This window comes from Ruegeria sp. AK4, from assembly GCF_056541025.1.
This window is the reverse complement of the sequence record NZ_JBQFXS010000001.1, coordinates 165,502-182,009: the sequence shown is the minus strand read 5'-3', so window position 1 is coordinate 182,009 and position 16,508 is coordinate 165,502. Positions and strand designations below refer to the sequence as shown.

At 62.8% G+C, this 16,508-nt stretch carries 17 protein-coding genes; all 17 read left to right on the top strand.

The features are described 5' to 3' along the window. Positions 1-197 precede the first annotated feature (197 nt). A complete protein-coding gene (gene cobA, locus ACR0EZ_RS00815; protein WP_480609797.1) occupies positions 198-959 on the top strand; it encodes a uroporphyrinogen-III C-methyltransferase in 762 nt (253 codons plus the stop codon). Continuing rightward, positions 952-1,326 (top strand): c-type cytochrome, encoded by a 375-nt coding sequence (locus tag ACR0EZ_RS00810; protein ID WP_480609794.1) that lies wholly within the window; start codon positions 952-954, stop codon positions 1,324-1,326. The genes cobA and ACR0EZ_RS00810 overlap by 8 nt, the downstream gene beginning before the upstream one ends. After that, positions 1,323-2,468, top strand: coding sequence for a cytochrome D1 domain-containing protein (locus tag ACR0EZ_RS00805; RefSeq protein WP_480609791.1), 1,146 nt, complete (start codon positions 1,323-1,325; stop codon positions 2,466-2,468). Before ACR0EZ_RS00810 ends, ACR0EZ_RS00805 begins: the two co-directional genes overlap by 4 nt. Before the next feature lie 3 nt (positions 2,469-2,471). Beyond that, positions 2,472-3,461 carry a siroheme decarboxylase subunit beta gene (gene ahbB / locus ACR0EZ_RS00800; protein ID WP_480609788.1) on the top strand — a complete coding sequence of 330 codons (990 nt, stop codon included), beginning with the start codon at positions 2,472-2,474 and terminating at the stop codon, positions 3,459-3,461. Continuing rightward, positions 3,458-3,907 (top strand): Lrp/AsnC family transcriptional regulator, encoded by a 450-nt coding sequence (locus ACR0EZ_RS00795; protein WP_480609785.1) that lies wholly within the window; start codon positions 3,458-3,460, stop codon positions 3,905-3,907. The genes ahbB (ACR0EZ_RS00800) and ACR0EZ_RS00795 overlap by 4 nt, the downstream gene beginning before the upstream one ends. Further along, positions 3,904-4,386, top strand: coding sequence for a siroheme decarboxylase subunit beta (gene ahbB, locus ACR0EZ_RS00790; protein ID WP_480609783.1), 483 nt, complete (start codon positions 3,904-3,906; stop codon positions 4,384-4,386). Before ACR0EZ_RS00795 ends, ahbB (ACR0EZ_RS00790) begins: the two co-directional genes overlap by 4 nt. A gap of 5 nt (positions 4,387-4,391) precedes the next feature. Then, entirely contained in the window at positions 4,392-5,606 is a 1,215-nt protein-coding gene (gene nirJ, locus ACR0EZ_RS00785) for a heme d1 biosynthesis radical SAM protein NirJ (RefSeq protein ID WP_480609780.1), read from the top strand. Between the two features lie 82 nt (positions 5,607-5,688). Continuing rightward, positions 5,689-7,206, top strand: coding sequence for a cytochrome D1 domain-containing protein (locus tag ACR0EZ_RS00780; RefSeq protein ID WP_480611121.1), 1,518 nt, complete (start codon positions 5,689-5,691; stop codon positions 7,204-7,206). Then, positions 7,163-7,426 carry a hypothetical protein gene (locus tag ACR0EZ_RS00775; RefSeq protein WP_480609778.1) on the top strand — a complete coding sequence of 88 codons (264 nt, stop codon included), beginning with the start codon at positions 7,163-7,165 and terminating at the stop codon, positions 7,424-7,426. Before ACR0EZ_RS00780 ends, ACR0EZ_RS00775 begins: the two co-directional genes overlap by 44 nt. Before the next feature lie 142 nt (positions 7,427-7,568). Beyond that, positions 7,569-8,033: a DUF2946 family protein gene (locus ACR0EZ_RS00770; RefSeq protein WP_480609775.1), complete on the top strand. Its 465-nt coding sequence runs from the start codon at positions 7,569-7,571 to the stop codon at positions 8,031-8,033. After that, on the top strand, positions 8,024-10,201 hold the full coding sequence (locus ACR0EZ_RS00765; RefSeq protein ID WP_480609772.1) for a 4Fe-4S binding protein: 2,178 nt from the start codon (positions 8,024-8,026) through the stop codon (positions 10,199-10,201). The genes ACR0EZ_RS00770 and ACR0EZ_RS00765 overlap by 10 nt, the downstream gene beginning before the upstream one ends. A gap of 15 nt (positions 10,202-10,216) precedes the next feature. Beyond that, positions 10,217-12,124, top strand: coding sequence for a TAT-dependent nitrous-oxide reductase (nosZ, locus tag ACR0EZ_RS00760; RefSeq protein ID WP_480609769.1), 1,908 nt, complete (start codon positions 10,217-10,219; stop codon positions 12,122-12,124). Positions 12,125-12,126: 2 nt separating this feature from the next. Next, positions 12,127-13,383: a nitrous oxide reductase family maturation protein NosD gene (locus ACR0EZ_RS00755; protein ID WP_480609767.1), complete on the top strand. Its 1,257-nt coding sequence runs from the start codon at positions 12,127-12,129 to the stop codon at positions 13,381-13,383. Next, positions 13,373-14,266: an ABC transporter ATP-binding protein gene (locus tag ACR0EZ_RS00750; protein WP_480609764.1), complete on the top strand. Its 894-nt coding sequence runs from the start codon at positions 13,373-13,375 to the stop codon at positions 14,264-14,266. The genes ACR0EZ_RS00755 and ACR0EZ_RS00750 overlap by 11 nt, the downstream gene beginning before the upstream one ends. Next, positions 14,263-15,084: an ABC transporter permease gene (locus ACR0EZ_RS00745; RefSeq protein WP_480609760.1), complete on the top strand. Its 822-nt coding sequence runs from the start codon at positions 14,263-14,265 to the stop codon at positions 15,082-15,084. The genes ACR0EZ_RS00750 and ACR0EZ_RS00745 overlap by 4 nt, the downstream gene beginning before the upstream one ends. Then, on the top strand, positions 15,081-15,596 hold the full coding sequence (locus tag ACR0EZ_RS00740; protein WP_480609757.1) for a nitrous oxide reductase accessory protein NosL: 516 nt from the start codon (positions 15,081-15,083) through the stop codon (positions 15,594-15,596). The genes ACR0EZ_RS00745 and ACR0EZ_RS00740 overlap by 4 nt, the downstream gene beginning before the upstream one ends. Further along, on the top strand, positions 15,593-16,495 hold the full coding sequence (locus ACR0EZ_RS00735; RefSeq protein ID WP_480609755.1) for an FAD:protein FMN transferase: 903 nt from the start codon (positions 15,593-15,595) through the stop codon (positions 16,493-16,495). Before ACR0EZ_RS00740 ends, ACR0EZ_RS00735 begins: the two co-directional genes overlap by 4 nt. Positions 16,496-16,508 lie beyond the last annotated feature (13 nt).

Below are 16,508 nucleotides of genomic sequence, written 5' to 3'. Positions count from 1 at the left end.
GCAACCATACAGGCACGAGAGAGAGGAGCGCGAGCGTAAAACCCGCGCTCCTTAACTTATGTCAAGGAGGATTGTTTTCGATTGCGCCAGTCTGCCCCCATGACACGCCCGGCCTTCCCAGCAACGTCCCGTAAACTCAGCGGAATCGTGCGGGCCAACCCGGGCTTCAGAAAGCTTCAGACCAAGCGAGTTTGCACATGAGCGGTAAGGTTTTTCTGATTGGCGCAGGCCCCGGCGACCCCGAACTGATGACCCTGCGCGCGCTGCGGATGCTGCAACAGGCGGATGTGGTGGTCTATGACCGTCTGGTCTCGACCGACATCCTCAACCTGCATGCCGATGGCGCGCGGCTGATCCCGGTCGGGAAGGCCCCCAAATGCCACACAGTTCCGCAGGAACGTATCAACGACATCCTCGTCGAAGAAGCCCGCGCCGGTCACACGGTTGCGCGGCTGAAGGGCGGCGATCCAATGATTTTCGGGCGCGGTTCGGAAGAGGCTGCCTTCCTCATGGCCCGAGGCATCCCGGTCGAATACGCGCCTGGTATCACGGCCGCTCAGGGCGCGTCCTGTTCCACCGGCGTGCCGCTGACGCATCGCGGGCTGGCGACCTCGGTGCAATATGTCACCGGGCATCGGCAGGCCGACAAGGTGCTTGACCTCGATTGGAAACGTCTGGCCGACCCGGATTCGACACTGGTCGTCTATATGGGCGTTGCCAATATCGGCCAGATCGCCATGGGGCTGATGACCGAGAACCTGCCCGGCTCGACCCCGGTTCTGGCGGTTGGCAAGGCCACCACACCGGATGAAAGCCGCCTTGTCTCGCGGCTGGACCGGCTGGCGGCAGATGTGCGCGAGGCCGATCTGAAAGCGCCCACGCTGTTTATCATCGGCAAGGTGGTCTCGCTTTATGCGGACCAGCCTGTGACCGAGTTGCTGGAGCAGGCTCATGGCTAGGCTTGGATGTAGAAGTTCGGGGCAGGCCCGGGCGTTGCCCGCCGGACGATCCGGCTGGACCGCGCGCGCTGTTCTGACGACCGCAGTGCTTGTTGCAACCTCGGCCTTCGCCGCCGAAACCCTCGACCCCAATGCGCTGAAACGCCTTGTCCATCAGGATTGCGGATCATGCCATGGGCTGTCGCTCAAAGGCGGGCTTGGCCCCGATCTGCGGTCCGGGACGCTGGAACATTACGACGCGGACGTCCTGACCGGCGTGATCCTCGACGGCATTCCCGACACCGCGATGCCCCCATGGCGGCCCCTGATCAGCCAGGAAGAGGCCGAATGGATCGCCCGCTATCTTCTGGAGCCAGAGGCACAATGAAACAGCTCATCCTCACCCTTGCCGCCACCCTGATGATGACCACCGCACAGGCGGAACCCACCGCGACCGGGGACCTTGGGCTTGTGATCGAACGGGCCAAGGGCTCGGTCCTGCTGGTCGATCAATCCGACCGTGCCGCGCTGGCCCGGATCGTCGGGCTGGGCGATCTGTCTCATGCCTCGCTGGTCTATTCGCCCGATGAACGGTTCGCTTACGTCTTTGGACGGGACGGAGGGCTGACCAAGGTTGATATCGTCACCCGCCAGATCGTGAACCGTGTCGTGCAGGCGGGCAACGCCATCGGCGGCGCGATCTCGGACGATGGCAAGCTGGTGGCCGTGTCGAATTACGAACCCGGCGGCGTGCGGGTTTTTGATGCGGATACGCTCGAGATGGTGGCCGACATCCCCACCGACAGCAAAACCATCGGTCTGGTCGATGCACCCGGGCGCCGGTTCGTGTTCACCATGTGGGACACGGGCGAGACATGGATCGCCGATTTCGCCAAGGGCGACCCCGCGATCACAAAGATCCCCGACATGGGCAAGAACCCCTATGACGCGCTGATCACCGCCAATGGCCGCACCTATATCACCGGCCTGTTCGGCGAGGATGGCCTGACTGCGCTGGACCTGTGGGCCGAGACGCCGGAACCGATCCGCGTGCTGCCGAACTACGGGCGCGGACAGGAAGAGATGCCGGTTTACAAGATGCCTCATCTGGAAGGTTGGGCATTGACGGGCCGCGAATTCGTGCTGCCCGCCGTTGGCCATCACGAGGTTCTGTGGATCGACGCTGACACCCTGACCGAAACCGGGCGCACCAAAACCCACGGTCAGCCGGTCTTTGCCATGGCGCGTCCTGACGGACGGCAGGTCTGGGTGAATTTCGCCCACCCGCTGAACGACACGATTCAGGTGATCGACTCGGTCAGCAAAGAGATCATCCACGAATTCCAACCCGGTCCTGCGGTGCTGCATATGGAGTTTACCCCCCGCGGCCATGAGGTCTGGCTCAGCGTGCGCGATGCGAACAAGGTCATGGTTTACGACACGCAGACTTTCGAGAAACTGCGCGAGATCGAGGCCGACAGCCCCTCGGGCATCTTCTTCACCGCCCGCGCGCACAGAACGGGGCTGTAACCGATGCAGCACATCACCGACCCGATCGACCGCCGCCTGCTGGACGAGTTCCAGCGCGATTTCCCCATCACCGAACGCCCGTTTCAGGTTCTGGCAGACGCGCTGGGTCTGGACGAGGCCGAGGTGCTGGACCGTCTGGCCCGGATGCGCAAGACCGGGCGGATCACGCGGGTTGGTGCCACCATCGCACCCGGTGCCGTTTCAGCCAGTACTCTGGCCGCCGTCGCCGCGCCAGACGACCGGCTGGAACAGGTCGCGGCCCTGATCGACGCGGAACCCGGCGTGAACCACAATTACCAGCGCGAGGATGACTGGAACCTCTGGTTCGTCGCCACCGGCCCCGACCGGCAGCACGTCAATGACACGCTCGCCCGGATCGCCCGGCGCACCGGGCTGCGGGTTCTCGATCTGCGGCTGGTGCGTCCGTTCAATGTGGACCTGGGGTTCCGGATGTCCGGGGAAACCCGCAACGTTCCCGGCCCGCGCAAGGTGGATCGCTCGGTCATGCAGGACGGTGACCGGCACCTGTTGCAGGCGCTCAGTTCCGGGCTGCAGCTGATCGCTGATCCATACACCAAGTTGGCCCATAGCCTGAACCGCGACGTAGAGAAGGTAATGGCGCGGATCGAGGCGCTGCTTGCAGCGGGTATCATTTCGCGTCTGGGTGTCATCGTGCGCCACCGCGCGTTGGGGTGGTCGGCCAATGCGATGGTGGTCTGGGATATGCCCGCCGAACAGGTCGGCTCTGCCGGGCCCGCCCTTGCGGCGCATCCCGGTGTCACGCTGTGCTACGAACGCAACCCGGTCGAAGGGGTCTGGCCCTATCGTTTGTATTCCATGATCCACGCCCGCTCGCGCCCCGAGGCGCACAAGGTTCTGTCCGGGGCCACCGCCCTGCCCGAAATGGCGGGCGCGCGGCACAAGGTGCTGTTCTCGACCCGTTGCTTCAAACAGACCGGTGCACTGATCCAGCCGAAAGAGGTGGCCGCATGACGCTCGACGATACCGACCGCGCGATTCTGAACCGGATGCAGGACGACCTGCCGCTGACCTCGCGCCCTTATGCCACCGTGGCCGAGGAACTGGGGATTGACGAGGCTGACTTGCTGGCACGCCTGACCCGCATGAAGGACGACCGCGTGATCACCCGGTTTGGCCCCTTCTTCGACGCCGCCGCGATGGGCGGGGCCTTTTGCCTGTGCGCGATGGCAGTCCCCTCGGAAGATTTTGAAACCGTACTGACCAAAGTCAATGCGCATCCCGAAGTCGCGCATAATTATGAGCGCACGCACCGGCTGAACATGTGGTTCGTTCTGGCAACCGAAACGCCCGAAGGGATCGCCGCCGCAGCCCAAGCAATCGAACGGGAAACCGGGATCAAGGTCCTGCAATTCCCCAAACTTCAGGAATTCTTCATCGGCTTCCGGGTGGCAGCATGATCGACGCAAAAGACAGAGAGATTATCGAGGCGCTGCAAGGCGGCCTGCCCCTGGTGCCTGAACCTTACGCGCAGGTGGCCGAGGGGTTGGGTCTGGACGAAGACACCCTGCTGTTCCGTCTGGCCGACATGAAATCGCGCGGCGTCATCCGGCGCATCGCGGCAGCGCCCAACCACTATAAGCTGGGCATGACCGCAAATGGCATGACCGTCTGGGATGTCGAAGACAGCCGCATCACCGAGCTGGGCGCGCAGATCGGTGCGCTGCCCTTTGTCACCCACAGCTACGAACGCCCCCGCGCCCTGCCCGACTGGCCCTATAACCTGTTTGCCATGGTGCACGGCACCGACAAGGCCGAGGTTGAAGAGAAACGCGCCGAAATCGCCGCGATCCTTGGCGATGCCTGCCGGGCCAAAGATATCCTCTATTCCACGCGCATCCTGAAGAAAACCGGGCTGCGCCTGAAAACGAAAGGCTGAGATCCATGTTCCGCCTGACCGAATACATGCATCAACTGGTTCACCCCACACCAGTTCGCAAACGCCGCCCCGGACCGGTGAAACCGGTGGTGATCTGGAACCTGACGCGGCGCTGCAATCTGAAATGCCGCCATTGCTACACCGTCTCGGCGAATGTGGCCTTCCCCGGTGAGCTCAGCCATGAGCAAGCCATGGTAACCCTTGAGGATCTGGGCCAGTTCCGCGTCCCGGCCCTGATCCTCTCGGGTGGGGAACCGCTGGACCGGTTCGATTTCTTCGACATCGCCAAGCGTGCCCGCGAATTGGTGCCGATGCTGGCGCTGTCGACCAACGGCACGCGGATTTACGATGAAACCGCCGACATGATCGCCGATGTCGGTTTCAGCTATGTCGGCATTTCGCTGGATGGGATCGGGGCCACGAATGACTGGTTCAGAGGCGTCGAAGGGGCCTTTGCCGACGCATTGCGCGGTGTCCGCGAATGCAAGAAACGCGGCATCAAGGTGGGTCTGCGGTTCTGCCTGACCGAAGGCACCCAGCATCACCTGCCCGACCTACTGCAGCTTTGCGATGACGAAGGGGTGGACAAGTTCTATCTGTCCCACCTCGTTTACGCCGGACGTGGCGACAAGAACCGGGGCGAGGATGCCGAGCATCTGCGCACCCGCAAGGGCATGGACCTGCTGCTGGAACGCGCGTGGGAGGCCGCCTCGGGCGGGCGTCCGCTGGATGTTGTGACCGGCAACAATGATGCCGATGCGGGATATTTCCTGAACTGGGTGCAGGCGCATTTCGACGACGAGAAAATGGCCCATGTGCGCGCGCATCTGGCCGCGTGGGGTGGTAACTCGAGCGGGTTGGGCGTGGCCAATATCGACAATCTGGGCCGCGTGCATCCCGATACCTATTGGTCGGACTACACGGTGGGGAACGTGAAAACGACGCCGTTTTCCGAGCTTTGGACTGGCGATGACCCGATGCTGGCGATGCTGCGCACCCGCCCGCGACCTTTGAAAGGGCGCTGTGGGGCCTGCCGCTTGAAGGACGTGTGCGGCGGCAACACCCGCATTCGCGCGCTGCAACTGACCGGCGACCCATGGGCGGAAGATCCGGCCTGTTACCTGTCAAACGAAGAAATCGGCGTGGATGAGGCGGGCGAACGCCTGCAGGTCACGCCATTCCGGGGGAAACGTCATGATCCGGCGCATCAGTTCTTTTGAAACCGTTGGTCGTTCCAGTCCAGCCCCCGCTCGGGTTGAGAATGCGGGAGCCTCCGGCGGGAGTATTCTTGAAAAGATGAAGATGGGGGGGCTGGTCTGCCTTCTGAGCGTGGGTGCGGCCTGGGCGGATGCGCCTTCGGATTATGCGGAGTTTTGCGCCTCCTGCCATGGCGAGAACCGGTTGGGAGGAGTTGGTCCGGCGCTGATCCCCGAGACGCTCAAGCGGATGCGGGGGCCACGGGTGGCGGCGGTGATTGCCGAGGGGCGCACTGCGACGCAGATGCCTGCGTTTTCGCATGAGTTGGATGCGCTGCAGATCGAGGAACTGGCGGGGTGGCTGAAATCTCCGCTGGAGACCAATCCCGAATGGGGTGAGGCGGATATCATGGCCAGCCGCTCGCTGGATGAGGAATATGTGGCGGTGGATGCGCCGGTCTGGGACAGCGACCCGATGAACATCACGCTGGCGGTCGAGACCGGCGATCACCATGTCAGCGTTCTGGATGGCGACACGTTCGAGGTTCTGGACCGGTTCGAGACGCCCTTTGCCGTGCATGGCGGGCCGAAATTCAGCCCCGATGGGCGCTATGTGTTCATCATGTCCCGCGATGGCTGGGTGCAGAAATATGACATCTGGGCTTTGCGGCAGGTGGGCCGCGTGCGCGCGGGCCTCAACAGCCGCAACATCGCCATGTCGGGCGATGGCAAATGGGTAGCGGTGGCGAACTACCTGCCGAACTCTCTGACTCTGCTGTCGACTGCGGATTTGTCGGTCGCCAAGGTTGTCGACGTTAAAAGCAAGAAGGGCGTTCCCAGCCGGGTCTCTGCCGTCTATCAGGCGCCGCCGCGTGAAAGCTTTGTTCTGGCGCTGAAGGACGTGCCCGAGATTTGGGAAGTCTTCTACGGTGCCAACCCGCCGCAATTCGGGCTGGGGCACGACTTCCGCATCGAAGGTCAGTTCAAGAACCCTGACCCGTTCCCGGTGCGCAAGATCACCACGCCCGACTATCTGGACGATTTCTTTTTCGACCAGAGCTATGAATATGTCATGGGCGCGTCCCGCGAAGGAACGGGCGGTCAGGTGATCGATCTGGTGATCGGTCAGAAAGTGGCCGATCTGGACCTGCCGGGGATGCCGCATCTGGGCTCGGGGATTACCTGGAAACATGGCGACACGACCGTGATGGCCACCCCGCATCTGACCGATGGCACCGTCTCGGTGATCGACATGGAGACGTGGGAGACCGTGAAGCGGATCAAGACCGAAGGGCCGGGATTTTTCATGCGCAGCCATGAAAACTCACCTTATGTCTGGGCCGACGTGTTCTTTGGCCCCAACAAGGACGCGATGCATGTGATCGACAAGCAGAGCCTTGAGATCGTCCAAACCCTGCGCCCTGCCCCCGGCAAGACGGTGGCCCATGTGGAATTCACCAAGGATGGCCGCCACGCGCTGGTGTCAATCTGGGAAGATGACGGCGCGGTGATCGTCTATGACGCGCAGACCCTGGAAGAGGTCCGCCGCCTGCCGATGCGCAAACCCTCGGGGAAATACAATGTCTGGAACAAGATCACCTTCTCGGAAGGCACCAGCCACTGACGGGCGCTGGCCGGTCTGGAAACTGGCCATCCTGCTTTATCCCGCCACGGCGCTGGCGGTGGCCATCAATCTGTTTCTGGCCGGTCTGATCGCCAACAGCGCGGGGTTCGGGGTGATCCCGCCGGTCACCGCGCTGATATGGTCCGTGCCTTTGGGCGTGCCAGCGGCGTGGCTGGCGGGCCGCTGGCTGCGCGGGCTGATGGATGAGGCGGATGGCTGAGGCGCCCCTCTAATCGCATGTTTTCATATCAAAAAATACCGGTAATTAAATTTCAGCCCGCTCGAAAACAAATGACATAAGTCAAGTTTCGAATCGAGAGAGAGGCATAGGACTCAGGAAAGATTGCCGAGTTGGATTCTCAATGCCCGCCTCTAACCCTCTGCACAGTCTCCCTGTTCGTGCCCTGCGCGCGACCTGTGCATGGGCGGGTATCTTCCTGCTGTTGATGCAAATGCTTGGCCCGGTGCTGGCGAGTCCCGGGCAAAGCATGTGGGTTGAGATCTGCTCGGACGCAGGGGCGGTCTGGGTCCAGATAGACCTAGAGGAGGAAGATCACGACCCGACCGTGCCCTGCCCCAAATGCGCCGACTGCGCGCTATGCGCCGTCACCTCGGCGGCCCCGGTGCCCGGCCTGCCGGTTCTGATGCAGCACGACCGGGTTCAGAGCGCGCCTGCAGCACCGCGTTGTGAAGTCCGGCCCGATGGCGTGAAACGGTTGTGGCCCGAAACCCGTGGGCCTCCGCCAGCAATCCAAGACACATCTGAACGCGCCCAGCGCGCGTCCATGGCCCCCACCCAAAAGACCGGAGGTGCGCCATGGTCGTAAGTCGCGCAATCCATATCCTGCTGGCCCTTCTCCTGTCCTGCCTGATGGCGATCAGCGCCCGCGCCGACAGCCTTGCCAGCTTTCTGCCCGACATAGACCCCGCCGATCTGGTGCCCGGTGCCGATGCCTTTGGCCCCGTCCGCGATGACGTACCGGTGGCCCCGGTGCTGAAGGGCGCAGACACCGTTGCCTGGGCCTTTCTGACCTCGGATTTCGTGGGCACTACCGGCTATTCCGGCAAACCCATCCACGTGGTTGCCGCCATCGACGGTGATGCGGTGCTGACCGGGGTGAAACTGGTCAAACATTCCGAACCCATCGTTCTGATCGGCATCCCCAACGCGCGCATGGTCGAACTGACCGAAGGCTATGCGGGTCTGGACCTGAAGGTCGAGGCCGAAACCGGGGGCGAGGGGCATGACCTCGACATCATCTCGGGCGCGACGGTCACGATCATGGTGATCGATGACAGCCTCGTGCGCGGCGGCATCAAAGTGGCCCGCGCGCTGGGGCTGGGCGGTCTGTCACCCTTGCAGGCCGATGGGCCGAAACGCGAAGTCGATATGGCGCAGGATGCGGTCTACGACTGGACCACCCTGTCCGGTGACGGCTCGGTCCGGCGGCTGACGCTGGATATTGGGCAGGTTAATGCGGCGTTCGAGGCCACAGGCGATCAGCGCGCCATCAAGCGCCCCGAACCGGGCGAGCCCGACGACACCTTTATCGACATGCATATGGCGCTGGTTTCGGTGCCGTCGATCGGCAAGTCGCTGCTGGGCGAGGCCGAGTACCAGAACCTTGTCGACTGGCTGGATGAGGGCGAACAGGCCATTCTGGTGCTGGGGCGCGGGGCCTACAGCTTCAAGGGATCGGGCTATGTGCGCGGCGGGATTTTCGACCGGATTCAGCTGATCCAGGGCGACAGCTCGGTTCGGTTCTTCGACAAGCAACAGCGCCGTCTGGGCAAGGTCGCTGCCCCCGATGCGCCCAGCTTTACCGAGTTGGACATTTTCAAGATCCCCGCGGATGCCGAGTTTGACCCGGCCGAGCCCTTCCGCCTGCAACTGCTGGTGCAACGCGCCGTAGGTGCGGTTGAAAAGACCTTTCTGACCTTTGATCTGGGCTACAAGCTGCCGGAACAGTATCTGCTGCCCGTCGCCGCCCCCGCAGTGGTTGATGACGCGACCGGCGAGGCCGCCGCCAAGGCCGCCCTGTGGCAGCGCATCTGGAAAGACCGCGTGGTCGAGATCGGCGTTCTGGGCGCGATGCTGTTGCTGCTGACGGCCACCTTCTTCTTCCAGTTCCACGCCACGATGAATGCGCGGGTCTTCTATTGGTTCCGCATCGGGTTCCTGACCATGACGCTGTTCTTCATCGGCTGGTACGCCAATGCGCAGCTAAGCGTGGTGAACCTGATGGCACTGGCCGGCAGCCTGCGCACCGGGTTCTCGTGGGATGCCTTCCTGCTGGACCCGCTGGTCTTTATCCAATGGTTCGCCGTTGCCGCTGCGCTGCTGTTCTGGGGGCGTGGGGCCTATTGCGGTTGGCTCTGCCCGTTTGGCGCGCTGCAGGAACTGACTAACAAGATCGCGCGCGCGCTGAAAGTGCCGCAATGGACCCTGCCCTGGGGCCTGAACGAACGGCTTTGGCCTGCGAAATACATGATCTTCCTCGTGCTGTTCGGGATCAGTTTCGTCTCGATCCCGCTGGCCGAGAAATATGCCGAGATCGAGCCGTTCAAGACCGCGATCATTCTGAAATTCATGCGCGACTGGCCGTTTGTGGTCTTTGCGCTGGCCCTGCTGGGGATCGGGCTGTTCATCGAACGGTTCTACTGCCGCTATCTCTGCCCCTTAGGCGGCGCGCTGGCGATCCCCGCCCGTATCCGCATGTTCGACTGGCTGCGCCGCTACAAGGATTGCGGCACCCCCTGTCAGACCTGCGCCAACGAATGCCCCGTTCAGGCGATCCACCCCACCGGCGAGATCAATCCGAACGAGTGCGTCACCTGCCTGCATTGTCAGGTGCTCTACCAGTCCGAGGACACATGTCCCGTCGTTATCCGCCAGTTGAAACGGCGGGCCAAGACAGGGTCGGTCACCATCAAGACCCCCCTCGGGCAACCACCGGCGAACCATCCGAACGCCAAACCGCAATCCGTTTCCTAAAAAGGAGGAACGATCATGTCGGACCACGAAAACAAACTGAACATCACCCGCCGCGGGATGCTGGGGGCAACTGCCACCGGTGCCGTGATCGCGGGGACCGGTCTGGGGTCAACCCTGATGACCGCGCGCGAAGCCAGCGCCGCCGCCAATGCGCATCTGGAACCCGGTGAGCTGGACGAATATTACGGCTTCTGGTCTTCGGGTCAGACCGGCGAAGTTCGCATCCTTGGTGTGCCTTCCATGCGCGAGCTGATGCGTATTCCCGTGTTCAACCGCTGCTCGGCCACGGGCTGGGGTCAGACCAATGAATCGCTGAAGATCCTGACCGAAGGGCTGCTGCCGGAAACCAAGGAATATCTGGCCGCAAACGGCAAGGTCACCTATGACAACGGCGACCTGCACCACCCGCATATGTCCTTCACCGATGGCACCTATGACGGCCGCTATCTGTTCATGAACGACAAAGCCAACACCCGCGTCGCCCGCGTGCGCTGCGACGTGATGAAATGCGACAAGATCATCGAGATCCCGAACGCCCATGACATCCACGGATTGCGCCCGCAGAAATATCCGCGCACCGGTTACGTCTTTGCCAATGGCGAACACGAAGCACCGTTGGTCAACGATGGTGAAATCCTCGACGATCCGTCGCAATACGTGAACATCTTCACCGCCATCGACGGTGATACGATGGAAATCGCCTGGCAGGTGATGGTGTCAGGCAACCTCGACAACACCGACTGCGACTATCAGGGCAAATACGCCTTCTCGACCTCGTACAACTCGGAAATGGGCATGAACCTGGCCGAGATGACCGAGAATGAGCTGGACCATGTGGTCGTGTTCAACCTCAAGGGCATCGAAGACGCGATTGCCGCCGGGAACTTTCAGGAACTGAACGGCGTCAAGGTTGTGGACGGTCGCAAAGAGGCGGGTGGCAACCTGACCCGTTACATTCCGATCCCGAACTCGCCGCATGGTGTCAACGCCGCGCCTGACAAGAAACACATCATGATCAACGGGAAACTGTCGCCGACGGTTTCGGTGATCGATGTGGAGAAGGTCGACGCGCTGTTTGCTGACAACGCCGATCCGCGTTCCGCCATCGTGGCCGAACCGCAGTTGGGTCTTGGCCCGCTTCACACCGCCTTCGACGGCAAGGGCAACGCCTACACAACCCTGTTCCTGGACAGCCAGGTGGTAAAATGGGACATCGCCAAAGCTATCGAGGCCTATGGTGGGGCGGATGTTGACCCGATCGTCGATAAGGTGGATGTGCATTATCAGCCGGGCCACAACTCGACCTCGATGGGCGAAACGGCCGAAGCTGACGGCAAGTGGCTGATTTCGATGAACAAGTTCTCGAAAGACCGCTTCCTGAACGTAGGTCCGCTGAAACCGGAAAACGAGCAGTTGATCGACATTTCGGGCGACAAGATGAAGGTGGTCCATGACGGCCCGACCTTTGCCGAGCCGCATGACTCGATCCTTGTCCACCGCTCCAAGGTGAACCCGGTCAACGTCTGGGACCGCAACGACCCGATGTGGGAAGATGCGCGCCAGCAGGCCGCCGCCGACGGTGTCGATCTTGAGGAAGGCGCCGAGGAACCCATCCGCGATGGCAACAAGGTCCGCGTCTACATGACCTCGACCGCGCCGATCTTCAGCATGGAGAAGTTCACGGTCAAACAGGGCGACGAGGTGACTATCTATGTCACCAACCTGGACGATGTGGATGACGTGACCCATGGGCTGTGCCTGTCGAACTTCGGCATCGCGATGGAGGTTGCGCCGCAAGCCACCGCCTCGGTCACCTTCATTGCCGACCGTCCGGGCGTGCACTGGTTCTATTGCCAGTGGTTCTGCCACGCGCTGCACATGGAAATGCGCGGCCGGATGTTCGTTGAGCCGCGGAGCGCGTAAACATGCGTTGGTCCCTGCTCATACCGCTCCTGCTCGGCTCGCCCCTTTGGGCGGCGGATTGGGATGTGCCCAACCGGGCGGGGGCCATCAATCAGATACTGGCGCAGGCGGCGGATGGAGACACCCTCCGCCTGCGCCCCGGCACCTATGCCGAAACGCTGGTTCTGGACCGGCCTGTCACCATCGACGGTCAGGGCTTGGCGACGATTGACGGACAGGGGGAAGGCAGCGTCATCACCGTGACCGGACCGGGCGTGACCGTGCGCGGGCTGACGGTGATCGGCTCGGGCTCGGACCATGACGGGATCGACAGCGGCATCCAGTTGACCAAAACGGCCACCGCGCCGGTGGTCGAGGATAACGTGCTGCTGGGCAATCTCTATGGCATCGACATTCACGGCGCCAAAGACAGCATCGTGCGCCGCAACCGGATCGAAGGGCGGCAGGACCGCCACATGAACGCGCGTGGCAATGGCGTCTATGTCTGGAACGCGCCGGGTGCTGTGGTTGAAGACAATGATATAAGGTTCGGTCGTGACGGGATTTTTGTGAACTCGTCGAAGAAAAACACCTTTACCGGCAACCTGTTCCGCGACCTGCGCTTTGCTGTGCACTACATGTATGCCGACAATTCGGTGGTCAGCGATAACGTCTCGATCGGCAATGATCTGGGCTATGCGGTGATGTTCACGACCAATGTGACTGTCGCCAACAATGTATCCATCGGCGACCGCGAGCATGGCGTGATGCTGAACTATGCCAATAAAAGCACCATCACCGGCAATGTGGTGAAAGGTGCCAAGGAAAAATGCACCTTCCTGTATAATTCCAACAAGAACGAATTCACCGACAACTGGTTCCAGGGTTGCGGCATCGGCATCCACTTTACCGCCGGGTCCGAGCGCAATCGGATCGTCGGCAACGCCTTTGTCGGCAATCGGACGCAGGTGAAATACGTCTCGACAAAATGGGTCGAGTGGTCGGAAGGTGGCCGCGGCAATTACTGGTCCGATTTCGCCGCCTTTGATGTGGATGGCAACGGCATTGCTGATGCCCCCTATCGCCCCAATGACTCGATGGACCATGTGCTGTGGACCCAACCCGCAGCCAAATTGCTGCTCGGCTCGCCTGCCGTGCAGCTGGTGCGCTGGTCGCAATCGGCCTTCCCGGCACTGTTGCCGGGCGGTGTGATGGACAGCAATCCCTTGATGCAAGCCCCTGAACCCCCAGCTATGAAAAAGGTGCCTCATGACGGATAAGGCCCTGACGATAAACAACGTCTGCAAGGACCGGGGGAAAACCCGCGTTCTGGACGATATCACCCTGTTTCTTGCCCCCGGCCAGCGCGTGGCGCTGCTGGGCCATAACGGCGCGGGCAAGTCGACCCTGATCAAATCCATCCTCGGCCTGACGCCGATTCACGGCGGCGCCATCCGGATCGGAGACGCCACCCCCGGCAGCGCGCAAGCGCGGCGCGAGACGGCCTATCTGCCCGAAGCGGTATCCTTCCACCCGGCGCTGACGGGCCGCGAGCAACTGACCCTGTTTGCGCAACTGTCGGGCGCGAAGGCCGATGTGCCCGGCTTGCTGAACCGCGTCGGCCTCAGCGATGCGCTGGACCGCCGTATCGGAGCCTATTCCAAAGGGATGCGGCAACGTCTGGGCCTGGCGCAGGTGTTGCTGGGCCAGCCGAAAGTGGCGCTTCTGGACGAACCCACCAGCGGGCTGGATCCGATCTCGCGACAGGATCTTTATGCCATCATCGACGAGCTGGCCGCACAGGGCACCGCCGTTCTGATCGCGTCGCACGCACTGACCGAGGTCGAGGCCCGCACCGACCGCATCGCCATCATGCGCAAGGGCCGGATGGTGGCCGACGACACACTGACCAACCTGTCGGCGCTGGCCGGTCTGCCGATCCGCCTGAAGGTCCGCGCCAGCACCAATGCCGACGCGCTGGCCGCCGAACTGGGCGGTAGCCGGATCAACGGCGCGTCGGTCGAACTGCTCTGCACCCCCGATGACAAGATGCAGGCCCTGCGCCGCATCGCCGGATTGGGCGACGCCGTGGCGGATGTCGAAATGACCCCGCCCAAGCTGGAAGACCTGTATCGCCACTACGCACAGGAGGATTTGCAATGACCCGCTTCCTCGCCATCACCCGCACCGAGATGCTGATCCTGCGCCGCAACCGCTGGCTGCTGGTCGCCACGCTGATCATGGTGCTGTTCGCGCTGGCGCTGACCTTTGCAGGCAGCGCCCCCACCGGCACGTTGGGCGTCGACATGCTGACCGTCTCGGTCGCCTCGATGACCACGCTTTCGGTCTACCTCGCGCCGTTGCTGGCCTTGATGATTTCATTCGACGCCATCGCAGGCGACGTGGATCGGGGCAGCCTGTCGTTGCTGCTGTCCTACCCGGCGGGGCGCGGAGAAATCCTGTTGGGTAAGTTCACCGCCCATCTTGCCGCGCTGGCCTTTGCCATGACGGTCGGTTTCGGTACTGCCGGCGCGGTGGCGGCCTTCTTTGGCGGTGCCGGGCCGGAAAGCCTGATGGCGCTGGTCCGCCTCATCCTCACCTCCATCCTGCTGGGCGCTGTCTTTCTGGCGCTGGGATACCTGCTGTCCGCCCTGGCAAAGGGGGCCACGGCGGCGGCGGGTCTGTCGGCCGGGCTCTGGCTGGTCTTTGTCGTCCTCTATGATCTGGGCCTGTTGGGGGCCGTCGTCATGGACAAGGGCGGCGTCTTCACCCAATCCGTCTTTCCATGGGTGATGGTGGCCAACCCGGCCGACGCATTCCGTCTGTGGAACATCGCCGCGACCGAAGGCGTCGCCATGGCATCCGGCATGACCGGGGCCGCGCAGGCGCTGCCGGTCTGGGCTGCGCCCGTGTCCTTGCTGATCTGGCCGGTGCTGGGCTTTGCCCTCGCGCGGCTGGCGTTCCGGAGGGTCGAGCCATGACACGCCTCGCCCTGATCGCCTTGGTCGCGCTGGTGGCCTGCAAGGAAGAACTGGCCGAGGCCCCCGACCCGGTCGACCTGACCCCCGACGCGCTGAGTTTTTTCTGCCAGATGAACATCGCCGAACATGGCGGCCCCAAGGGTCAGATCCATCTGGAAGGTTACCCCGCGCCGCTGTTCTTTGCCCAAGTGCGCGATATGGTGGCCTATCTCAAAAGCCCCGAGCGGGATGCGGACATCACCGCCGTTTATGTCAGCGATATGGGCGCGGCCCCCAGTTGGCGGCAGCCGGGTATTTCCAACTGGATCGCCGCCGATGGCGCGACTTTCGTGGTGGGCTCCAACGTCGCCGGCGGCATGGGCGCGCGCGAGGTGGTGCCCTTTGCCGACCCGACCGCCGCCGAGGCGTTCATCAACGACTATGGCGGCGCGGCCCTGCCCCTGTCCGACATCCCGGATACCGAGGTGCTGGGCCCCGTCGATCTGGACCTGAAGCTGGAGACCCCCGCATGACCCCCCTGTCCCGCCGCCGCTTTCTGTCCATTTCCGCCGCCTGCGCTGCGGTCCCGACGCTCACATCAGCTGCACCCGTCGCCCGATGGCGCGGCACCGCGCTTGGCGCAAAAGCTAGCCTGCAATTGGTAGGATTGGACGAGGCGCAAGCCGCGCCGTTCATCTCGTCGATCGAAGCCGAACTCAGTCGCCTTGAGAACATATTCAGCCTCTACCGACCGCAATCGCAGCTCAGCCAGTTGAACCGGAAGGGGGTTCTGACAGCACCCGCCCCCGAATTGCTGAACGTCCTGAGCCTGTGCTCGGCGCTGCATGCGGCCTCGGACGGGGCATTCGACCCGACCATTCAACCGGTCTGGCAGGCTCTGGCTTTGCAGGCCGATGCCTCGGACCTTGCCGCGGCGCAAATGACCGTTGGCTGGCACCGGGTCCGGTTTGACGGGCGCGAGGTGCGCCTGCCGGTGTCCGGTATCTCGGCCCTTACGCTGAACGGCATCGCGCAGGGCGCGATCACGGATCGCGTCGCGGCATTGCTGCGATCTTTCGGGTTGCGGGATGTCATGGTGGATATGGGAGAAATCGTCGCCATGGGCCACCGCAGGGACGGACGGCCCTGGCAGGTCGGTCTGTCCGACGAAGGAACGGTGATCCGGGAAATCGCATTGCGGGACCGGGCGGTTGCGACCTCATCGGCCAAGGGCACACTGTTTGCGGATGGCCAGGGCCATATCCTGAACCCCAACGGTCAGGCGGCGACACCGGACACCGTATCCGTTTCCGCACCCGAGGCTGCCCTTGCGGACGGCCTGTCGACCGCCCTCTGCGCCGCCCCCGCTGCGCAAGCGCAGACCATCCTGAAATCGTTCCCAACCGCAAGGCTCGAGATGCGCATCCGGTAGCGATTTGACCCCG

Excerpts from the sequence above, each read along its gene's own strand:
- ahbB (WP_480609783.1), top strand. The coding sequence starts at position 3,904 with ATGATCGACGCAAAAGACAGAGAGATTATCGAGGCGCTGCAAGGCGGC.
- ACR0EZ_RS00750 (WP_480609764.1), top strand. The coding sequence starts at position 13,373 with ATGACGGATAAGGCCCTGACGATAAACAACGTCTGCAAGGACCGGGGG.
- ACR0EZ_RS00780 (WP_480611121.1), top strand. The coding sequence starts at position 5,689 with ATGGGGGGGCTGGTCTGCCTTCTGAGCGTGGGTGCGGCCTGGGCGGAT.
- ACR0EZ_RS00765 (WP_480609772.1), top strand. The coding sequence starts at position 8,024 with ATGGTCGTAAGTCGCGCAATCCATATCCTGCTGGCCCTTCTCCTGTCC.
- nosZ (WP_480609769.1), top strand. The coding sequence starts at position 10,217 with ATGTCGGACCACGAAAACAAACTGAACATCACCCGCCGCGGGATGCTG.
- ACR0EZ_RS00745 (WP_480609760.1), top strand. The coding sequence starts at position 14,263 with ATGACCCGCTTCCTCGCCATCACCCGCACCGAGATGCTGATCCTGCGC.
- ACR0EZ_RS00770 (WP_480609775.1), top strand. The coding sequence starts at position 7,569 with ATGCCCGCCTCTAACCCTCTGCACAGTCTCCCTGTTCGTGCCCTGCGC.
- ACR0EZ_RS00735 (WP_480609755.1), top strand. The coding sequence starts at position 15,593 with ATGACCCCCCTGTCCCGCCGCCGCTTTCTGTCCATTTCCGCCGCCTGC.
- ACR0EZ_RS00795 (WP_480609785.1), top strand. The coding sequence starts at position 3,458 with ATGACGCTCGACGATACCGACCGCGCGATTCTGAACCGGATGCAGGAC.
- cobA (WP_480609797.1), top strand. The coding sequence starts at position 198 with ATGAGCGGTAAGGTTTTTCTGATTGGCGCAGGCCCCGGCGACCCCGAA.
- ACR0EZ_RS00775 (WP_480609778.1), top strand. The coding sequence starts at position 7,163 with ATGTCTGGAACAAGATCACCTTCTCGGAAGGCACCAGCCACTGACGGG.
- nirJ (WP_480609780.1), top strand. The coding sequence starts at position 4,392 with ATGTTCCGCCTGACCGAATACATGCATCAACTGGTTCACCCCACACCA.
- ACR0EZ_RS00805 (WP_480609791.1), top strand. The coding sequence starts at position 1,323 with ATGAAACAGCTCATCCTCACCCTTGCCGCCACCCTGATGATGACCACC.
- ahbB (WP_480609788.1), top strand. The coding sequence starts at position 2,472 with ATGCAGCACATCACCGACCCGATCGACCGCCGCCTGCTGGACGAGTTC.
- ACR0EZ_RS00755 (WP_480609767.1), top strand. The coding sequence starts at position 12,127 with ATGCGTTGGTCCCTGCTCATACCGCTCCTGCTCGGCTCGCCCCTTTGG.
- ACR0EZ_RS00810 (WP_480609794.1), top strand. The coding sequence starts at position 952 with ATGGCTAGGCTTGGATGTAGAAGTTCGGGGCAGGCCCGGGCGTTGCCC.
- ACR0EZ_RS00740 (WP_480609757.1), top strand. The coding sequence starts at position 15,081 with ATGACACGCCTCGCCCTGATCGCCTTGGTCGCGCTGGTGGCCTGCAAG.